Origin of the sequence: Flavobacterium xueshanense, from assembly GCF_900112975.1 — a bacterium.
Classification (GTDB): domain Bacteria; phylum Bacteroidota; class Bacteroidia; order Flavobacteriales; family Flavobacteriaceae; genus Flavobacterium; species Flavobacterium xueshanense.
In genome coordinates, this window is the sequence record NZ_FONQ01000012.1 from 36,375 (window position 1) to 57,102 (window position 20,728).

Consider the following 20,728-nt stretch of genomic DNA (forward strand, 5'->3'; position numbering starts at 1 on the left):
CAAAAGAATTTGAATTTTTCTTATTTGTTCTTAAGGTGTAAACCGCTATATATTTATATTTGTGAAAATAATAGCAATTTACTACATTACATGTTAATCACGCCTCAACTACAAGAATTATCTCAGTCATTAGAAGGAATACTTTTATACGATGATCTCCATAAGACGCTGTATGCCACCGATGCTTCAGCATATCGAATTATACCAGTTGCTGTAGCGATTCCAAAATCAGAGGAAGATATTGTCAAAATTATTCGCTTTGCAGCAAAAAATAAGATTTCAATCACGCCCAGAACTGCCGGAACATCATTGGCAGGACAAACAGTAGGTAGTGGAATTATCGTGGATGTTTCGAAACATTTTACCAAGATTGTCGCTTTTGATTCTATTAAAAAAACGGTTACCGTACAGCCGGGAGTAATTCGGGATGAACTGAATTTATATTTAAAACCGCACGGATTGTTTTTTGGTCCCAATACTTCGACTTCCAATCGTTGTATGATAGGCGGAATGGTAGGCAATAATTCATCTGGAACAACGTCAATTCGGTACGGAGTTACCCGCGATAAAATAGTGGAAATTAAAGCAGTTTTGAGTGATGGAAGTTCGGCAGTATTTAAAGAAATGACTTCTGCTGAATTCATTGAAAAAATAAAAGGGAACACGCTTGAAAGTTCTATTTACAAGACCATTTATGAGGAACTTTCGAATACAGAAAATCAAAAAGAGATTATCAAGGAATTTCCGAAACCTGAAATTCACCGAAGAAATACGGGTTACGCGATTGATTTATTATTGAAATCAGAACTTTTTGGAGGAACAGAAAATACTATAAATTTAGGGAAACTCCTTTGCGGAAGCGAAGGAACACTAGCTTTTACCACCGAAATTACGTTGAAAGTTGATAATTTACCACCAACGAATAATGTAATGGTAGTGGCTCATTTTCATACCATTCAGCAAAGTTTAGAAGCTGTGGTTACTGCGATGAAACACCATTTATACACTTGTGAAATGATGGATGACACTATATTAGATTGTACAAAAACCAACCGGGAACAAACTAAAAACCGATTTTTCATTCAAGGAGAACCAAAAGCGGTTATAATGCTCGAAGTGGCGTCGCATCACAGTATGGAAGATGCCGAAAGACAAGCTGATGATTTAATTGCTGATTTGGAAAGAAACAATTTCGGGTATGCTTTGCCAAAAATTTACGGAGCTGATATTGATAAAATAAATGAGTTGCGCAAAGCAGGTCTTGGACTTTTAGGAAGTATTGTAGGCGATAATAAAGCGGCTGATTCTATTGAAGATACCGCCGTTGAGTTGAGTGATTTACCCAATTATATTGCCGAATTCACTGCCATGATGGAGCGTCACGGTCAGAGTGCCATATATTATGCACATGCCGGGGCCGGAGAAATTCACTTGCGACCGGTTTTGAATTTGAAAACAACAGAAGGGCTGCATCAATTTAGAAACATCGCAACTGAAGTAGCCATTTTGGTGAAAAAATATAGAGGATCTTTAAGTGGGGAACATGGCGACGGAATTGTTCGTGGCGAGTTTTTGTCTTTTATGATTGGAGACAAGAATTATGAATTGTTGAAAAGAATCAAACATGCTTTTGATCCTAACACTATTCTGAACGTTGGGAAAATCGTAAATGCGTTCAAAATGGATGAAAACCTGAGGGTGGAAGCGGGCAGAGTGGAACCGGAGATACAAACGATTCAGGATTTTTCAGATAGTATGGGCATTTTGCGTGCAGCGGAAAAATGCAATGGTTCGGGTGATTGTAGAAAATTACCTTCGGCGGGTGGAACTTTATGTCCCAGTTACCGCGCGACCCGAAATGAAAAAGATACGACGCGCGCCAGAGCCAATGCGTTGCGAGAATATTTAACGCATTCCGAAAAAGACAATAAGTTCGACCATGAAGAATTGTATAAAGTATTTGAATTGTGTGTGAGTTGTAAAGCTTGCGCCAGCGAATGTCCCAGTAATGTGGATGTGGCAGCATTAAAATCGGAGTTTTTGTACCAATACCAAAAAGCAAATGGATTTTCATGGCGCAATAAAGGGTTTGCTTTTAATGCTAAATTGAATGGATTGGGAAGTATCACTCCAAAGTTTACGAATTTCATGGTGAACTTGCCCTTTGTAAAAAAAAGTATGGGAATTGCTGCCAAAAGACAAGTGCCGCTTTTGGCTCCAAAGACATTTCGAAAATGGTACGAAAAAAATTGGAATCAATCGCCAAGTGATTTTTTTGTAAACGGAAAAGTATGTTTGTTTTGCGATGAATTTACTAATTATTATGATGTTTCAGTTGGAATCGATGCGTACGAGTTATTGACAAAATTAGGATATGAAGTGATTCTGGTGGATCACGAAGAAAGCGGAAGGGCTTTTATCTCTAAAGGTTTTCTCGAAGAAGCAAAAGCAATTGCGAATATAAATGTTGCCGTTTTTTCGAATTATATTACTGCAGATTTACCTTTGATAGGAATCGAACCTTCGGCGATACTGACATTTAGAGACGAATACATTCGCTTGGCCGATGATAAAGAAAGTGCCCAAAAATTAGCCGAAAATGTATTTACGATTGAAGAGTTTTTCAAAAATGAAATTACAAAAGGTAAAATTCATGCGGAACAATTTTCTGAGGAGGAAAAAACAATAAAAATTCACGGACATTGCCATCAAAAGTCATTAAGCACCATGGAAGCGACTTTTGCGATGTTGAATGTGCCAAAAAACAGTTCGGTTACCATTTATAATTCGGGTTGTTGTGGCATGGCAGGTTCTTTTGGATACGAAAAAGAACATTATGAAATCAGCATGCAAATGGGAGAAGACACGTTGTTTCCAAAAATTAGAGCCACTGAAACAACAACATCCATTGCTGCAGCAGGAACGAGTTGTCGCCACCAGATTTTTGATGGAACCAACAGAAAAGCATTGCATCCGGTCACAATTTTAAGGAGCTGTTTGAAATAGAAACTATTTTTTAAAAGACAGATAAATTGTGACTGGCTTTCGTTTTCCAAAAATAATGGAAGACTTTTTTAAAAATAAAAATAATAAAATTCTTTTATATTTTTATATCCGAACAAAATTTATATTATTGCAAACTGCAAGTAAAAAGGCGTAAAAATAGATTAATTTTTTAATGATAAAATTTAGATATGGCATTTTCAAGTTTATTTAGAAGAAAATCAACAACAACAATATTACAGCAAGGCGGTGATGGAGATCACACGGAACTCCATAAGGTATTGACAGTTAGGGATCTTACTTTTTTTGGGATTGCCGCAATCATTGGTGGCGGAACTTTTAGCGCTATAGGAAATGCCTGTTTTTCGGGAGGTCCCGGAGTAGTAATACTTTATATTATTTGTGCTATTGCCTGCGGATTTACCGCGATGTGCTACGCCGAATTTGCTTCACGTGTCCCAGTTTCTGGAAGTGCTTACACTTATGCGTACGTCTCTTTTGGGGAATTATTTGCATGGATTATCGGATGGGCGTTGATAATGGAATATTCTATCGGGAACATTTATATTGCTTTTTCTTGGAGTGGCTATTTTACGAATTTGTTGGAAACTTTTCAAATTCATTTGCCAGATTGGCTCACGATAAATTATCAATCGGCACATTCTGCCTTTTTAGAAAATAAAGCAGGAGAAGGATTTAATGCTTGGCAAACTGCACCGATGCTGGGCAGCTTGAGAATAATTTTTGATATGCCAGCAGTTGTAATCAATTTATTAATCACTTATTTAGTCTACAGAGGCACAAAAGAGTCTAGAAATATCAGCAATGTCATGGTAATGATTAAATTGGTGATAATAGTTTTGGTCATTGTTGTTGGCGCTTTTTATGTGGATATTGACAATTGGACACCGTTTATGCCAAATGGTTTTAAAGGAGTTATGGGTGGTGTTTCGGCAGTTTTCTTTGCTTATATTGGGTTTGATGCCGTTTCAACATTAGCAGAAGAAAGTAAAAATCCGCAACGTGATTTACCTCGCGGTATGATTTATTCCTTACTGGTTTGTACTGTTGTTTATATTATTTTAGCGTTGGTAATTACAGGGATGGTTTCCTATACATTGCTGGGCGTTAGCGATCCTTTAGCTGAAATATTTGCTTTAAAAGGCGTAAAATGGATGTTATTTATTGTTTCCATTGCTGCCGTGGTGGCTATGACCAGTGTAATGTTGGTTTTTCAAATGGGACAACCACGTATCTGGATGACAATGAGCCGTGATGGACTGATGCCAAAGAAATTTTCAGAAATTCATCCGAAATATAAAACACCGGGGTTTGCAACTATAGTAACTGGTTTAGTGGTTGGAATTCCAATTTTTTTCACCGATGAAAACTTTGTATTGGACTTTACAAGTATTGGGACTTTATTTGCTTTTGTCTTGGTTTGTGGCGGGGTTTTAATGTTATCTCCTCAAAGTGAAGCTGAAATTGCGGAGCGCAGGACCAACGGCAAATTCAAAATTCCATACATAAACTCGAAGTTTATTTTTCCTCTAATGGTTGTGGCTGCAGCATTTTTAATTCAATATTTATTTCCGACATTCTTTGTGGATACTTTCGATTTCTCTCAAGATAAAATGGCAACAAATAGCACGATGATAATTTTCTTTATTTTGTGTATTGTGATGGCAATTTTGTCATTCCTCAAAAACCTTTCTTTAATTCCGTTATTGGGATTAATTTCGTGCTGTTATTTACTTACTGGAATGGCAATTTCTAACTGGAAATGGTTTGGTGTTTGGTTGTTAATCGGATTAGTGTTTTACTTTTTTTACGGATATAAAAACAGTAAGTTAAATCCTAATAGGTAATAAGAACAAAGAATATACAAAAAGCCGTTTCTACTTCAGAAACGGTTTTTTTGTGTTTTGTAGTTAACTTTTGAAAAAGATATTAAACACAGAATTCAATAGACTCAACAAATAGATTGGTTTTCCACTGCATAATAAGTTTTGAACGTGTTACAATACCATTTATTGATTGTGATTGCTCTTATAGCTAAATAAAGCACTTATGCAGGTGAAAAAAAAGTATTTAATAAAGCTACAATTAAGTGGCGTGGTAATGTTATACATGACATGCTAAAAAATACTACTTATAAAGGTATTAGAGTGTGGAATCGTCATGAAAAAGGTAAAAAACAACGAATCGAAGCAAATTTTCCACCAATTGTTACTGAAGATTTCTTTGACAGGGTAAATTAAAACCTTTTTAAGAATAAACAAAAAGTTGGAAAAAGAATTGAGTTTGAATATCTATTTAATGGTTTAATAATTTGCAGTTGTTGTGGCAAAGAATATCGTGGCAAAAAAAGAATTGTAAATAAGGATTCAGCTTACAAATGTATTCAACAAGGCAAATGTCCTAAATCAAGTGGTATATCAATTGTAAGATTTGAAAACTTTCTAATTCAACATCTATCTATTGATAAAAACTTGAAAGAATTATTAATAAACTTGCCCATCAATACAAATGATGGAGTTGTTTTAAAAAGTAAATTAATTAAATATGAAGAAGAGCTTAAAAAGAAAATCAAATTAAAAGAAAAACATTTAAAATGGTTGAATGATGAATATTTAGAAGGTTATGATTCCATTAGAGAACAGTATAGGAAAAATGTAAAAGATATTGATAACGTAAATAATAATATTGAAATTTTAAAGTGTGAGATTCTTGAATCTGATTCAAATTTTGCTAAGTTAAAAGTTGAAAATGCTACTAATGAATATCAACTTACAACAAATTTTGATGACACTAAAAGACTTATTCATTCGTTAGTTGAAAGAATAACAGTCACACATAGAAAGTTGGATAAGGGTGGGGTTTTTAATGTTGTAATTAAGTATAAAGGATTTGAAGAGTATTCAACATTTACAACAAATTGGTTCAGTTTGAAATAGGTTTGGCTGTATTATTCACGTGGTGAAGAAACAAATGAACAACAACTTATTGAAGATATTGAAAAGACAAAAGCTTTATTAGATTTTAAAGGGATTCCATACACTGATGAAGATTTTAATGATTTTGTTGCTGGTGATTCTGTTTCAATGATGATGGATGAAATAGTACTTGATAATAAAAATCTTGTTGAATTTAACTAACTCTCTTTATATAAGACGATTATATTTTTCAATAGACTACCTTATTCAACCGCATAAATATATTAATTCTTTTTGCTGCGGAATTATTCAGCGGATCCGAAATATGTTTCTGAGTTCTATACTGATGTGGAATTTCGAAGAATATTTTTTTGAATTCATGGATACTTTTTTGCATCGAATTGGTTTCCTGATGTTTGCTGAACACTGTTTCTAAACCGCCATGATTGGTGTAAATGTGCTGTAAACTTCTAATAAAACTGGCAAAATCAATTCCGTTGAACGTGCGGTGTACAAAAGTTTCCAATCGTTCCAAATCATTTTCGGTGTGCGACATTACAAAATCAAACGGCGCATTTCCCATCAAATCCATCATTCGATTTCCCCAAGCAATAGTAGCACTTAGAAAACCGGCAATTTCAATGTCTTCTTTTAGTGAGAATAAATGTGGAATTTGTACCGGATCACTTTCTATGAAATCAAATGTGTTGTATTGCAAGACTTTTTCGTCGAGAAAATCTTTAAGTTCTGATGAATTCATTATTGATGATGAATTTGAATACTAATTTTTTTAGGAAGTACGGCTTGTTCTTGAAAGGTATAGCCCAGATAGAAACGGCATCCTTTTTATTTTTTCTTTAAAAATAAAAAGATAGAGTGTATAGCTGGAAATAGCTCCTAATTACTAATCAAACCGTCAACCATTATTAGTTTTCTATCGGCCATATTGGCTAACTCCTCATTGTGCGTTACAATGACAAAGGTTTGTCCCAATTCATCTCGCAGTTTAAAAAATAATTGGTGCAGGTTTTCAGCTGAAGCCGTGTCGAGATTTCCGGAAGGCTCATCAGCAAAAATAATGGCTGGCTTATTAATCAGCGCTCTGGCCACCGCCACACGTTGTTGTTCCCCACCAGAAAGTTCATTGGGTTTGTGGTTCATTCTATGTGAAAGACCAAGATATGTCAATAATTTTTTGGCTTCAACCTCAGTTTCTTCTTTGGGTTTATTAGCAATAAATGCAGGAATACAAACATTTTCCAGTGCGGTAAATTCCGGTAATAATTGGTGAAATTGGAATATAAAACCTAAATTCAAATTCCTGAATTTAGATAAGTTTTTGTCATTCATGGTCAGAATGTCCTCATTGTTGATGCGTAATTCGATTCCATTTTCAACGGTTGGCTTGTCTAAAGTACCGAGAATTTGCAAAAGTGTCGTTTTTCCGGCACCTGACGCACCGACTATAGAGACGATTTCTCCTTTTTGAATATGCAAATCTACTCCTTTTAATACGTGCAGTTGATCGTAATATTTATGTAGATTTTTGGCTTGGATCATTTTGAAACTGTTTTGACAAAGAAACAAAGATTTTAATGATTATTAAAAGCTTCATAGTATATTTTGCATTGACAAAGTATAAACTTTAGTTAAGAGCGAATATTAAAAGGGATTTAATGAATAAATTTGACTTTAAATCATACAATATGAAAAAAATAATTGGGTTTTTTTTGGCGCTGTTGCCTTTTTCATTTTGTGCAAAAGAAAAGAGTGTTATTTTGCCCAAAAGTATAGAAACAAAAGATATGGAAATACAAAACGGAATGGAAGTTGCAACCTTTGCAGGAGGTTGTTTTTGGTGTACTGAAGCAGTTTTTTTAGAACTGGACGGTGTAAGTAAGGTAGTTTCAGGATATATTGGAGGAAACACGGTGAATCCTACGTACCAGGAAATCAGTACCGGTGAAACGGGTCATGCTGAAGCGATTGAGATTACATTTGATCCCAATAAAATAAGTTTTGGTGAGCTTTTGGAAATATTTTTTGCCACACACGATCCCACAACATTGAACCGTCAGGGGAATGATATTGGGACACAATACCGCAGTGAAATTTTTTACCACAATCCTTTCCAGAAACAATTGTCCGAAGATTATATGGCTCTAATGGCTACTGAAAATACGTTTGGAAAACCAATTGTTACTAAAGTTTCTCCGGCAAACAAGTTTTATGTAGCGGAAGATTACCACCAAAACTATTACAATCAGAACAAAACGCAGGGATATTGCAGTTATGTGATTACGCCCAAAATTGATAAACTGAAAAAATTATACCAAGATAAACTAAAAAAATAATTGGCACTAGATTTGTACTTGTTATGAAAAATAATAATCCAAATACTATGACAAAACAATTGTCCGTTAGTGCAGTAAATAATAAAACCAGAAACCTGGTGTTGGGAATTCTGTTTGATTCCATTGGAATGCTTTCATTTACCGTCCCCTTAATCGGTGAATTTTCAGATGTAATCTGGGCTCCTTTAGCTGGTTTTTTAATGACTTGGATGTATAAAGGAACAATAGGACGAGTAGGAGGAGTAATTACATTTCTGGAAGAAATTTTACCATTTTCGGATTTTATTCCTACGTTTACCTTAACCTGGATTTATAATTATTTAATTAAAAACAAAAATGCCTCGTAATTCGAGGCATTTTTTGTTAGTCGTTAAAAAGAAATCCTAATCCCATGCGTTTCAGCATTTTTTTTTCGAAAGCCCAAAAGAATTTAAACTGTCCAAACAAAAATCCTATCAAGACTAATAGGACTTGATAGATGGGAAAAATTAGAATTAACCGAACAGGAGTAAACCAATAGCCTAAACCTTCTTTTGTAATTCCAAGCCAAAAACAAAACGGTTTTGAAAGCCATGCCGATGCCGATCCGGTTATTGCAAAAACAATAAATATAAGGGTAAGTTGGAAATTGCTGTCAATTCCCCAACGCTGTTTCAGTTTGTTCATTTTTATTTATAATGAATACAAATATAGCAACATTATCTGATGGGGACAAAACCAAAAAGTTTTTGTTTGTACGTGTTTTGAAAATAAATCATGTAATTGTATATCAAATAATTTACCTCATACCCATAATCAATATTAGGGTCATAATTGATTGTCATTTCATACAAATTGGGATCATATCGTTGCGGTTGCAACACCCGACTGTTCCATTCATTAACATAAAGCTGGTTTTTAGTTTCCAAAAAAGATTGAGAATGATATTCTCGTGGGAATGCTCTTGAATTGAGCCAGGTATTAAAACCGGGATCAATAATAATCACTTCATATTCCAGTTCATCATTGGCAATTCTTACTGTATCGCCTTGAGCGGCAACAGATTTTTCAGTATTTGGAAAAGCAGATTTTGAGGTAGCACAACCCAAAAGCAAACAAAAAGTGACGATTATTATATAGTAACTGTTCTTCATGATGAAAAAATTGAATTATAAAGTTACAAAAACAAATAATTGATTGATAGTATTTTAACCAAAAAAAAGAGGCTGTTTTTATCAAACAGCCTCTCATTAAATATTTAAGAAGGAAAAACTAGCCTAATATACTAATAATTTGTGAGGCTAATTCAGTACCAATTCTATCTTGGGCTTCTCCTGTTGCCGCTCCAATGTGTGGCGTCAATGAGATTTTATGGTTCATCAAAATAGCCATTTCTGGAGTTGGTTCATTTTCAAAAACGTCTAATCCTGCAAATAATACTTTTCCACTGTCTAATGCTTTTACTAATGCAACTTCGTCAATAACACCGCCACGAGCACAGTTTACGATGCCTACACCGTCTTTCATAATGGCAAGTGCTGCCTCTCCAATAATGTAACCATCTTGAGCAGGAACGTGTAACGTAATGAAATCAGCTTCTTTGAATAAAGATTCCAATGATTGTGAAACAATTGTAGTCGTGATGGATTGACCGTCAAAAAATTCCACTTTTACATCAACTTGTGGTATAAAACTATCGGCAGCAATAACTTTCATTCCTAGTCCTAACGCCATTTTAGCGGTAGCCTGACCAATACGTCCAATACCAACTATTCCTAGCGTTTTACCTCTTAATTCGATTCCGTTTGCGTAGGCTTTTTTTAAACCATCAAAGTTGGTATCGCCTTCAAGAGGCATATTTCTGTTCGCATCATGCAAAAAACGAACACCAGAAAATAAGTGTGCAAAAACCAATTCCGCCACTGATTCTGATGATGAAGCCGGAGTGTTAATTACGTGAATTCCTTTGCTTTTAGCATAATCCACATCAATATTATCCATTCCTACACCACCACGACCTATAATTTTCAATCCCGGGCAAGAGTCAATAATATCTTTACGAACTTTAGTCGCACTTCTTACTAAAACTACGCTTACATTATTTTCATTAACAAAATTAGCCACTTGTTCTTGCGCTACTTTTGTCGTTATAACTTCAAATCCACCTTTTTCTAAAGCTAGAATTCCACTTTTAGAAATTCCGTCATTGGCTAATACTTTCATTTTTTATATCATTGCGAGGAATAAAAAAGACCATCCTCATATTATTTATAATTTTATTTTTCTGGAGCTATTTCCCGCTATCCGTTACAATTTTTTATGTTTTTAAAGAAAAAACATAAAAGGATTTTCACTGCTATCAGGGCTAGGAATCCAGAATTCAATTGCTATTTTGTATAACTGAAAACTGCGGCTGAAAACTAGACTTTGGTTTCCAATTCTTTCATTACATCCACTAATACCTGAACACTTTCTAACGGAAGCGCATTGTACATAGAAGCTCTGTAACCACCTACTGAACGGTGACCCGGTAATCCAGATATTCCTGCTGCTTTCCACATAGGATCAAATATCTCTGCATGCGCTTCGTCATTTAATAAGAAAGTAGCATTCATGTTCGAACGATCTTCTACAGCGGCAGCTCCTTTGAATAATGGGTTTCTGTCAATTTCTCCATAAAGCAATGCCGCTTTAGCATTGTTTATTTTTTCAATAGCAGCAATTCCACCTAGGTTTTTCAACCATTGTAGAGTCAATAAAGATGCGTAAACAGGGAAAACAGGTGGCGTATTGTACATGCTTTCTGCTTTGATATGTTTGGCGTAATCCAGCATACTTGGGATTATTCTACCATTTTTACCTAAAATTTCTTCTTTTACAACAATCAGCGTAGTCCCTGCTGGACCCATATTTTTTTGTGCTCCTGCATAAATCAAATCAAATTTAGAAAAATCCAATTCTCTTGAAAAAATATCAGAACTCATATCGCATACAAGTGGCATATCAACTGATGGAAATTCTTTCATTTGCGTACCAAAAATCGTATTGTTACTGGTGCAATGGAAATAATCAGCATCTGCTGGTATTGTATATCCTTTTGGAATATGATTGTAATTTTGTTCTTTTGAGGAAGCGACAACAACTGTATCGCCAAAAAGTTTTGCTTCTTTTACAGCTGCTGCTGCCCAAGTTCCTGTATCAAGATAAGCCGCTTTTCCGCCTTCTCTCATCAAGTTATAAGGAACCATTAAAAATTCTAAACTTGCTCCGCCAGCAAGAAATAATGCTTGATATCCTTTGCCTTCAAGACCTAAAAGTTCAAGAACTATTGCTCTCGCTTCATCCATTACCGCAACGAAGTCTTTGCTTCTGTGCGAAATTTCTAAAAGTGATAACCCGGAATCGTTAAAATTTAAAATTGCTTGTGCTGATTTTTCAAAAACTTCTTGCGGTAAAATACAAGGTCCTGCGCTGTAGTTGTGTTTTTTCATGGTGTAGTTTATGTCCAAAAAATTAAAGTGCAAATTTCGACAATAGGAGTTTAAAAAACGTTAATTAATTCGGAATAATTGAACTTTTTTCGGCTATATTGTTAACATAAATGAAATTGTATCGGTGTTATCTGCGTAATTCCATAATCGGGGATTTTGAGTTTGTCCAAATGCCACGCTGTTTTCTATAGTCTCATCAGCAACGATACACTGTAACAGTTCATTTTCAGACTGTAATCTCATTTTTAATTCATTTATATCATCGTAAAACTCATAAAAAACACTTGAAATAGGCGAGGCGTGACTTTGATCTTCTTTTAAAGTCAGAAATCCGTTGTCCAATAATTTGAAATTACTCATCAGGAAAACGGCTTTGTTGTAATCGTAATTGTTAGCGTATTTTTCGTAATGAATGACGTCTTGATAAGCAAATATCGCTTCAAAAAACGGAACAAACGAATATCCTTTCGGTACAAAAAGTTTAGAAACATTGCGGCAACCCAATCCAAAATAGCGAAAAATATCTTCGCCCAAAGCGGTAAGTTGTTCTTTGGTTTCATTTCCGGTCAAAACCGCTACTGAATTTCTGCTTTTTCGAATAATCGACGGTTTATCTTTGAAATAATATTCAAAATAACGTGCTGTGTTGTTACTTCCCGTGGCTATTACGGCATCAAAACTTTCTAACTTTCCCTCTACAAAAGTAATATTCTCAGCTAATTCTGGCTGAACAGCAATGATGTATTTCGCTAAAAAAGGCAACAAATGCTGATCATTTGAGGATGTTTTTACCAATACAGTATTTCCTGTAATCAAAACCGAAAGGAAATCGTGAAAACCCACCAACGGAATATTTCCGGCAAGTATTAAAGCGACTTTTTTAGGCTCTTGAATGGGAATTGTATAGCTCGAAAGCCATTGATTCAGGTTTTCTTCTGTTAAAGCTTCTGCCCAAGAATGTATAGAGAAATAGACGTTTTCAGGAGTGTACCAGCCATTATGCGATTGCGATAAATGTATCAAGTCAACAAAAGCATCAAAAAACGTTTCGTTGTGCAAAACAGCCGGATTTTTTAAAGTGTTATTTTCAGAAAACTGACTTAAAAATTTTCCTAATTCAACAAAAACACTTTTTTTTGTTTCTAATGTCATAATGTTTGCTTATGAATAGTTTTGATTGTAATTTTGCACAAAAATAAGCTATAAAACGTATAGTTAAAAGATTAAAAGAGGAAAGATATGAGAATCTTAAATCCAAAATCTTATTTCCTTAATCCTAAATTAAAAAGATGGCAATTATAATTACAGACGAATGTATCAATTGTGGTGCTTGTGAACCCGAGTGCCCAAATACAGCAATATACGAAGGAGCGGACGATTGGAGATATAAAGACGGAACAAAACTAAAAGGGAAAGTGATTTTACCTGATGGAACCGAAATTGATTCTGATGAAGCTCAAACTCCCATTTCTGATGAAGTGTATTATATTGTACCGGGAAAATGTACTGAATGTAAAGGTTTTCATGATGAGCCACAATGTGCGGCTGTATGTCCTGTAGATTGTTGTATTCCGGATGACAATCACGTTGAAAGCGAAGAAACGTTACTGAATAGACAAGCGTTTTTACACAACGAATAAAATAGTATTTGTTAGTAAATCAAACCAAAAATCCTGAGTTTTACGCTCGGGGTTTTTTGTTTTGTTTTTGTAGTGTGATCATACTACGCGAATCGGTAGCATATATTTTCCGTCAATAATAGCGGTTAGTAAGTATTCAATTTTGGGAGAGTAAGCGAAATAAAAAAAGGGCTGTAATTGACAGCCCTTTTATAATCATTGGATAATTGAATTAGAAATTAAATCCTAATCGAGCATAATAATAGGCACCACTGAATCCCATTTGTACTGAATCCCAATATCCTCCTGCTTCAGTATTTCCTTGCTCATCTTGTTTGTCAGGGTAAATATTGAAAAGGTTATTGCTTCCAATGCTTAATTTTAATTGCTTAGATAATTTATAGCCTAAAGTTAAATCAGTAACCGTTTTTGCGTTGTATACGTCATCTTCATCAGCATAATCCACAAGAACTACTTTACTAAAATGGGTGAAAGCTAAACCAGCATCGAATTTATTTTTAGAATAATTAAGATTTAAACCAAATTTACTTTTTGGCGCTGAAGCCAATAAGAATGCTTTTTCACGTTTTCCAAAAAAAGTACCTTCGTCTAAACTTCCGTTTTTCACATTGTCAATTTTCATGTCATTGATATTTCCAACCAACGTCGCTCCCAATTTTGAATCGCCAAATGTTTTTTTCCATGCAAAAACTAAATCTAAACCAGCTGTTCTTGTATCAACACCATTGGTAAAAAATTGGGCAGCTGAAACACCAAGATTTAGTTGGCTTGCATCAAAATAGCCAGTTAAAACAATTCTGTCTTTTACCTTAATATAATATCCATCGACTGTAGCGGTAAAATCGCCAAAATTTGAAGTAAAACCTAATGATGCATTAACTGCTTTTTCCTCATTTAATTTCCCGATTCCAAATGCTTGCGTTACAGGGCTATTGTTTGGTGAGAGTAGCACTTCTGTTGCTCCTCCGGCATTAAAATTAGTAAAACGTAAGTTGTAGTAAATTTGTGCCAATGAAGGTGCTCTAAATCCTGTGCTTAACGAACCTCTAAAATTAATGTTTTTCGAAGCTTTAAGTCTAGTCGCTATTTTTCCATTAACAGTACTTCCAAAATCACTGTAGTTTTCAAAACGAACCGCTGCACTTACTAAAAAACTATCCGTAATATCAAATTCTGTATCCGTATATAAAGACAAGTTCGTACGACTTTTATCAACGACATTTGCTGGACTATATCCCGGAAACCCTTGAGAACCTCCTGGTCTTGGCTCTCCGGAAATAGGATCGATTGGAGCAGATTGAGTTGCAGGATTAGTTATAGGAAATCCATTGGTGTCATAAGTAGCGTAAGAACCTTGTTCTCCGGCAAAAATGTTGAATTTTTCAGTTCTGAATTCTGCTCCAAATGCAAGATTCATTCCTGATAAAACGGAACTGTAGTTTTTTGAAAAATCAAAATTTGTTGTGTTTTGGCTCAAACTATGTCCTCCGGCGTCAAATTCTGTTGGAGAAGCATCTTCCAATGATGCATTGATAGTTCCTTTGATAAAATAATGGAAAAGGTTTTTTCCAAATGTATTGCTAATGTCTATTTTCCAACCACTTGTCGTTTCAGTTCTAAAACCTGCAGCAATAGAGTTGTCAATAATATTTGACGTAATTCTAGGGGTGTAACCTCCAGGATATACGGATTCTACTACTCTTTCACCATCATTTCTTGTAAAAGCATATGCATCCGTATCTCTATAGTTTCTTCCGCCAAAAGCGTAAAATTCAGTTTTATCGGATACAGGAATAGCCATGTTTCCAAAAAAATTGAATCCTTGAATTTCTGCTTCACCAAAACCTTTTCTGAAATCATATCCAGGGCGTAAGGTTTTATTTTTACTTAAATATTCTGTAGTAAAATTAGCAAAACCGCCTTTTTCTCCAATCGCAACACCGTAATTAGCTGCTACTTTTATAGAACCACCATCAAAACTTTTATTTTTGCCTTTAGAATTACCGAAACCATTTTGGTCTAATCGATTGCCATCTGTATTAGCGGTTCCGGGAAGAAAATCTCCCTTTGCATTTGTATTATAAGCACCGTAGGTTACGGAACCAGTTAATTCATTTACATTGTCATTCATAACAATATTGATCACTCCTGCTATAGCGTCAGATCCATATTGTGCAGCAGCACCATCTCTCAAAATTTCAATTCTTTTTATTGAAGATGCCGGAATCGCATTCAAATCGGTTCCGGTATTTCCCCTTCCACGAGTTCCAAAAAGATTGACAAGAGACGATTGGTGTCTTCTTTTTCCGTTTATCAAAACGAGCGTTTGATCAGGGCCTAAACCTCTTAGTGAAGCTGGGTCAACATGATCTGCACCGTCAGAACCTGATTGTTTACTGGCATTGAATGAAGGTGCAACATATTGGAGTAATTCATTAATTTCTAATTTTCCACTTTGTGTTGTTACGTCTTTTACATTGATGATATCAATGGGCACAGCTGAATTTACCACCGTTCTTTTCGAGTTTCTGGAACCAACAATTACAATATCTTTCAGGATTTCTCCCCCTTCTTCTGATAAAACAACTTTGATAAAAGTGTCCGTAACTACTTTTTCAATGGTAGAGAATCCGACATAACTAAAAACTAATGTCGCTCCTTCATTAACTTTTATTTTATACCCTCCATTACCGTCGGTTGAGACCCCGTTGTTCGTTCCTTTCTCGATAATATTAACACCGGGTAATCCTGCACCAGTATTATCTTGAACTACACCCGAGACTTCCTTTTGGGCAAAAAGAAACGTAACGTTTAATAGAAATAACAATAATATAAATTTTTTCATAATAAGTTGTGTTTAGCCGTTTTTTTAGTTTTAAATTATTCGCAATATAATTTTTTTTAACAAAATATTAGAAGATAATTTAATTTTTTTTTAAAAATGTGTGACACCTGTTTAAACTGCAATTTTTACCAATTTAAATATTATTAAAATCTTATATTTGCAAACTTTTACAGTGCCCGCTAAATTCAGAAATAGCGTCTTAATCGTAAAAAAAATTTCGCAAGATCTGTTCCAGAAAAACAGAAAGACTGCAACACAATATTCCATTAAAAAACAAATATTATCCACATATGAAAGCAGGAATTGTAGGATTACCAAATGTTGGAAAATCAACATTATTCAATTGTTTATCCAATGCAAAAGCGCAAAGTGCCAACTTTCCTTTTTGTACTATTGAGCCAAATATAGGTGTTGTAAATGTACCAGATCCGAGAATTGAAAAATTGGAAGAATTGGTGAAACCAGAACGCGTTCAAATGGCAACGGTTGATATCGTTGATATTGCAGGATTGGTAAAAGGCGCCAGTAAAGGAGAAGGATTAGGGAATCAATTTCTTGGAAACATCAGAGAATGTAATGCCATTATTCACGTTTTGCGTTGTTTTGACAACGATAATATCGTACACGTTGACGGAAATGTAAATCCAATTCGTGACAAAGAAACGATTGATATCGAATTGCAGTTGAAGGACTTAGAAAATGTTGAAAAACGTTTGGAAAAAGTAAATCGTGCCGCAAAAACAGGCAACAAAGAAGCGCAAACCGAAAAAGCGCTTTTAGACCGAATCAGAGAGACGTTACTGCAGGCAAAATCTGCCAGAACGGTAACTCCTCAAAATAATGATGAGGAAATTTTGATGGAAGGTTTTCAATTGATTACGGCAAAACCAGTATTGTATGTTTGTAATGTGGATGAAAATTCAGCTGTGAGCGGAAATAAATATGTGGACCAAGTTCGGGAGTTGGTAAAAGATGAAGATGCTGAAGTGATTATCCTTTCGGTTGGTGCTGAAGCTGATATTACCGAATTAGAAAGCTATGAAGAGCGTCAGGTTTTCTTAGAAGACATGGGTTTAACGGAGCCAGGAGCGTCTGTTCTTATTCGTGCAGCCTATAAATTATTGAAACAACAAACGTATTTTACAGCAGGTGTGAAAGAAGTTCGTGCTTGGACTATTGATGTTGGATCAACTGCTCCACAAGCCGCAGGAGTAATTCACACTGATTTCGAAAAAGGATTTATTCGCGCCGAAGTTATTGCATACGAAGATTTTGTTCAATATGGTTCAGAAGCTAAATGTAAAGAAGCCGGAAAATTTAAAGTAGAAGGAAAAGAATACATCGTAAAAGATGGAGATGTAATGCATTTTAGATTTAACGTGTAGTCATTACGAGGATCGAAGCAATCACATTAAATAAATTTAGAAACCTGCAAGAGTAATTTTGCAGGTTTTTTTTGTACCTGATCCAGCTTTCCACTTCAAGATTTTTCTGGCAATCTCTTTTTTCTAAGACAAAAAGGAGCTTCCGCTGGTCGCTCTTTTATGTCAAGAAAAAATGAGATTGATGTGAAAAATGCTTTCCATTGTAATCTGGGGTAAAATCGATTTAGATAAAAATGAAGTTTCGTAGTTTTTTATTAATTTCAAAATCGTTTAATCTTCGGCTAATTATTTTGTAGCAGAGCCAATTTTAAGTACTTTTAAAAAAAACTAATTCTTATGAAAATAATCGCTTTTGGCGCAAGCCCCAGCAAAAACTCCATCAATAAAAAATTAGCGACTTACGCAGCAAATCTTTTCGAAAATGCAGAAGTTGAGGTTTTGGATTTAAACGATTTCCAAATGCCAATATACACCGTTGATATCGAAGAAGAAATTGGTCAGCACGAATTAGCCAAAGCTTTTCTGGCTAAAATTGCCACCGCCGATGTTTTAGTGGTTTCAATGGCAGAAAATAACGGAAATTATTCTGCTGCTTTCAAGAATATCTTTGACTGGTGTACCAGAATAAATGCTAAAGTTTTTCAGGAAAAACCAATGTTATTGATGGCAACTTCACCGGGAGCTAAAGGAGGAGCAAGCGTTTTAGGAATTGCAAAAAACGCATTTCCATTTTACGGTGGAAATATTAAAACAACGTTTTCATTGCCTAGCTTTGAGGTTAATTTTGATGTCGAAAACGGTAAAATTTCCAATGCCGAGTTGGATAATCAGTTGAAAGAAATTATTAATAATTTTTAAATTTTAATACCAGTATTAATAGTAATTTGAAATCTGCAATCTAAAAGCGTTAATCTTAAATTAGAAATCGGTTGTCAATATTATTCTTGATAACTTTGGTGCTTCATTATTTTAAAATGTATCGAATTACACTACATTAGCACAAAATCCACAAATTTTACAATGTCCGAACAAAATCAATATACCGAAGATAACATTCGGTCACTCGACTGGAAAGAACATATTCGCATGCGACCCGGAATGTACATCGGGAAACTGGGTGATGGATCTTCGCCGGATGATGGTATTTATATTCTTTTAAAAGAAGTTCTTGATAACTGTATCGATGAATTTGTCATGGGTGCCGGTAAAACTATTGAGGTAACGATAAAAGATAAAACGGTTACAGTACGGGATTATGGACGTGGAATTCCACTGGGAAAAGTGATTGATGTAGTTTCCAAAATGAATACCGGAGGGAAATACGATTCCTTGGCATTTAAGAAATCTGTTGGTTTGAATGGAGTAGGGACAAAAGCAGTAAATGCGTTGTCGAACTATTTCCGTGTAGAATCTGTTCGTGATGAAAAACAAAAAGCAGCCGAATTCTCTGCTGGAAATCTTGTTCTCGAAGAAGATATTATTGAAACGACGAAGCGAAAAGGAACCAAAGTAACTTTTATTCCCGATGAATCGATTTTCAAAAACTATAAATTTAGATTTGAGTATATCGTCAAAATGCTCAAAAACTATTGTTACCTAAATAATGGTTTGACTATCATTTTTAACGGAGAAAAATATTTTTCTGAGAATGGTCTAAAAGATTTATTAGAAGAAACCATTCACGCCGAAGATTTGGAATATCCAATCATTCACTTGAAAGGGGATGATATCGAAATGGCTTTAACACACAGTAAAACACAGTACAGCGAAGAATACCACTCGTTTGTAAACGGACAGAATACCACCCAAGGAGGAACGCACTTAGCGGCGTATCGGGAAGCCATAGTAAAAACTATTCGGGAATTTTACAATAAAAGTTTTGAAGCATCAGATGTTCGAAAATCGATTGTTACGGCGATAAGCATCAAAGTAATGGAACCTGTTTTTGAATCGCAGACTAAAACCAAATTAGGTTCAACAGATATGGGTTCTGAACCGGGAATGCCTTCGGTTCGTACTTTTGTAAATGATTTTGTGAAAACGAAACTGGATAATTATTTACATAAGAATCCTCCAACCGCAGAAGCATTATTGCGAAAAATTCTTCAAGCCGAAAGAGAGCGTAAAGAACTATCCGGGATTCGAAAATTAGCTACAGACCGTGCTAAAAAAGCGAATCTACACAACAAAAAATTAAGAGATTGCCGCGCGCATCTTCCGGATACTAAAAACCCTAAAAATTTGGAAAGCACGCTTTTCATTACTGAGGGAGATTCGGCTTCAGGATCTATCACCAAATCACGTGACGTAAATACACAGGCGGTTTTTAGTTTGCGTGGTAAGCCGTTGAATTCGTATGGAATGAGCAAGAAAATTGTTTATGAAAATGAAGAATTCAATTTATTGCAAGCGGCTTTGGATATTGAAGACGGATTGGAAAAATTACGGTACAACAACATCGTGATTGCAACGGATGCCGATGTCGATGGAATGCACATTCGATTGTTATTGATTACGTTCTTTCTTCAGTTTTTTCCTGAGTTGATCAAAGAAGGACATTTATACATTTTGCAAACACCCCTTTTTAGGGTTCGAAACAAGAAAGAAACCATTTATTGCTATTCAGATGAAGAGCGTAAAGCAGCGATTGAAAAACTAAAACCAAAACCAGAAATCACCCGATTCAAGGGATTGGGAGAAATTTCTCCGGATGAGTTTAAAAATTTCATTGGGGAAACCATTCGTTTAGATCCTATTATGATGGATAAAAATACATCTATTGAACAATTATTGTCTTTCTATATGGGTAAAAATACTCCAGACAGGCAAGAATTTATCATCAAGAATTTGAAAGTAGAATTAGATGTAATTGAAAAAGTTTAAATCTTTATAAAATGCCTACAAAAAACACACTGATTTTCATCGCTGTATTATTCGTGATTAGTTTTTCAACTACCTTTTTTATCATAAGAAGTAATGATCATAAAGAATGTGATAAAATTATAAATAGAGAGTTGGATAAAAATGGAATTGAGACTGCAAAAGAAGAGCATGTTTGTAAAGAAAAATATTCTTTTTAGAATCTTTAGAACAAA

17 protein-coding genes and 3 pseudogenes are annotated in these 20,728 nt (G+C 34.9%); 12 read left to right on the forward strand and 8 right to left on the reverse strand.

Going from position 1 to position 20,728, the window contains the following annotated elements; all coding sequences use genetic code 11:
- Nucleotides 1-90 precede the first annotated feature (90 nt).
- From BMZ76_RS11440 to BMZ76_RS11455, 5 genes and pseudogenes are all read left to right on the forward strand, one after another.
- Nucleotides 91-3,006: an FAD-binding and (Fe-S)-binding domain-containing protein gene (locus BMZ76_RS11440; RefSeq protein WP_091206443.1), complete on the forward strand. Its 2,916-nt coding sequence runs from the start codon at nucleotides 91-93 to the stop codon at nucleotides 3,004-3,006.
- Between the two features lie 188 nt (nucleotides 3,007-3,194).
- Complete coding sequence (locus BMZ76_RS11445; protein WP_091206446.1) at nucleotides 3,195-4,871, forward strand: amino acid permease; 1,677 nt, start codon at nucleotides 3,195-3,197, stop codon at nucleotides 4,869-4,871.
- 222 nt (nucleotides 4,872-5,093) lie between these two features.
- Nucleotides 5,094-5,264 (forward strand): annotated as a pseudogene (locus BMZ76_RS16505) (recombinase family protein); the annotation flags it as partial.
- A gap of 36 nt (nucleotides 5,265-5,300) precedes the next feature.
- A pseudogene (locus BMZ76_RS16510) lies at nucleotides 5,301-5,468 on the forward strand (recombinase zinc beta ribbon domain-containing protein); the annotation flags it as partial.
- Nucleotides 5,469-5,495: 27 nt separating this feature from the next.
- On the forward strand, nucleotides 5,496-5,960 hold the full coding sequence (locus BMZ76_RS11455) for a hypothetical protein (RefSeq protein ID WP_091206452.1): 465 nt from the start codon (nucleotides 5,496-5,498) through the stop codon (nucleotides 5,958-5,960).
- Between the two features lie 250 nt (nucleotides 5,961-6,210).
- Here BMZ76_RS11455 and BMZ76_RS11460 read toward each other — a convergent pair.
- Together BMZ76_RS11460 and BMZ76_RS11465 are read right to left on the reverse strand one after the other, a co-directional pair.
- Nucleotides 6,211-6,699 (reverse strand): annotated as a pseudogene (locus tag BMZ76_RS11460) (DUF2400 domain-containing protein); the annotation flags it as partial.
- Between the two features lie 137 nt (nucleotides 6,700-6,836).
- Entirely contained in the window at nucleotides 6,837-7,499 is a 663-nt protein-coding gene (locus BMZ76_RS11465) for an ABC transporter ATP-binding protein (RefSeq protein ID WP_091206456.1), read from the reverse strand.
- A gap of 245 nt (nucleotides 7,500-7,744) precedes the next feature.
- Here BMZ76_RS11465 and msrA point away from each other — a divergent pair, with 245 nt between their 5' ends.
- A complete protein-coding gene (gene msrA, locus BMZ76_RS11470) occupies nucleotides 7,745-8,293 on the forward strand; it encodes a peptide-methionine (S)-S-oxide reductase MsrA (RefSeq protein WP_091206645.1) in 549 nt (182 codons plus the stop codon).
- A 23-nt stretch (nucleotides 8,294-8,316) separates the two neighbouring features.
- A complete protein-coding gene (locus BMZ76_RS11475) occupies nucleotides 8,317-8,640 on the forward strand; it encodes a hypothetical protein (RefSeq protein WP_244281803.1) in 324 nt (107 codons plus the stop codon).
- Between the two features lie 16 nt (nucleotides 8,641-8,656).
- Here BMZ76_RS11475 and BMZ76_RS11480 read toward each other — a convergent pair whose 3' ends face one another.
- The 5 genes from BMZ76_RS11480 to BMZ76_RS11500 all read right to left on the reverse strand — a co-directional run bounded on the left by BMZ76_RS11480 (nucleotide 8,657) and on the right by BMZ76_RS11500 (nucleotide 12,915).
- Complete coding sequence (locus tag BMZ76_RS11480; protein WP_091206460.1) at nucleotides 8,657-8,959, reverse strand: DUF6787 family protein; 303 nt, start codon at nucleotides 8,957-8,959, stop codon at nucleotides 8,657-8,659.
- A gap of 32 nt (nucleotides 8,960-8,991) precedes the next feature.
- Nucleotides 8,992-9,426 carry a DUF6146 family protein gene (locus tag BMZ76_RS11485; protein ID WP_091206463.1) on the reverse strand — a complete coding sequence of 145 codons (435 nt, stop codon included), beginning with the start codon at nucleotides 9,424-9,426 and terminating at the stop codon, nucleotides 8,992-8,994.
- Nucleotides 9,427-9,544: 118 nt separating this feature from the next.
- Nucleotides 9,545-10,495, reverse strand: a complete 951-nt coding sequence (locus BMZ76_RS11490) for a D-2-hydroxyacid dehydrogenase (protein ID WP_091206468.1) — start codon at nucleotides 10,493-10,495, stop codon at nucleotides 9,545-9,547.
- A gap of 197 nt (nucleotides 10,496-10,692) precedes the next feature.
- Nucleotides 10,693-11,763 carry a 3-phosphoserine/phosphohydroxythreonine transaminase gene (serC, locus tag BMZ76_RS11495; RefSeq protein ID WP_091206472.1) on the reverse strand — a complete coding sequence of 357 codons (1,071 nt, stop codon included), beginning with the start codon at nucleotides 11,761-11,763 and terminating at the stop codon, nucleotides 10,693-10,695.
- Nucleotides 11,764-11,856: 93 nt separating this feature from the next.
- The gene (locus BMZ76_RS11500; protein WP_091206475.1) at nucleotides 11,857-12,915 is read right to left on the reverse strand and encodes an acyl-CoA reductase; all 1,059 of its coding nucleotides are present in this window, start codon (nucleotides 12,913-12,915) and stop codon (nucleotides 11,857-11,859) included.
- A 137-nt stretch (nucleotides 12,916-13,052) separates the two neighbouring features.
- On the opposite strand from BMZ76_RS11500, the gene BMZ76_RS11505 reads away from it, so the two are divergent.
- Nucleotides 13,053-13,403, forward strand: a complete 351-nt coding sequence (locus BMZ76_RS11505; protein WP_091171992.1) for a 4Fe-4S dicluster domain-containing protein — start codon at nucleotides 13,053-13,055, stop codon at nucleotides 13,401-13,403.
- 211 nt (nucleotides 13,404-13,614) lie between these two features.
- Here the strand turns inward: BMZ76_RS11505 and BMZ76_RS11510 are convergent, their stop codons facing one another.
- On the reverse strand, nucleotides 13,615-16,248 hold the full coding sequence (locus tag BMZ76_RS11510) for a TonB-dependent receptor (RefSeq protein ID WP_091206477.1): 2,634 nt from the start codon (nucleotides 16,246-16,248) through the stop codon (nucleotides 13,615-13,617).
- Nucleotides 16,249-16,538: 290 nt separating this feature from the next.
- On the opposite strand from BMZ76_RS11510, the gene ychF reads away from it, so the two are divergent.
- The 4 genes from ychF (at nucleotide 16,539) to BMZ76_RS11530 (ending at nucleotide 20,713) form a co-directional block, all read left to right on the forward strand.
- Nucleotides 16,539-17,633 (forward strand): redox-regulated ATPase YchF, encoded by a 1,095-nt coding sequence (gene ychF, locus BMZ76_RS11515; protein ID WP_091206482.1) that lies wholly within the window; start codon nucleotides 16,539-16,541, stop codon nucleotides 17,631-17,633.
- A 336-nt stretch (nucleotides 17,634-17,969) separates the two neighbouring features.
- The gene (locus tag BMZ76_RS11520) at nucleotides 17,970-18,491 is read left to right on the forward strand and encodes an NADPH-dependent FMN reductase (protein ID WP_091206485.1); all 522 of its coding nucleotides are present in this window, start codon (nucleotides 17,970-17,972) and stop codon (nucleotides 18,489-18,491) included.
- Nucleotides 18,492-18,653: 162 nt separating this feature from the next.
- On the forward strand, nucleotides 18,654-20,516 hold the full coding sequence (locus BMZ76_RS11525; RefSeq protein WP_091206490.1) for a DNA topoisomerase IV subunit B: 1,863 nt from the start codon (nucleotides 18,654-18,656) through the stop codon (nucleotides 20,514-20,516).
- A gap of 11 nt (nucleotides 20,517-20,527) precedes the next feature.
- The gene (locus tag BMZ76_RS11530) at nucleotides 20,528-20,713 is read left to right on the forward strand and encodes a hypothetical protein (RefSeq protein WP_091206494.1); all 186 of its coding nucleotides are present in this window, start codon (nucleotides 20,528-20,530) and stop codon (nucleotides 20,711-20,713) included.
- The last annotated feature ends 15 nt before the right edge of the window (nucleotides 20,714-20,728 follow it).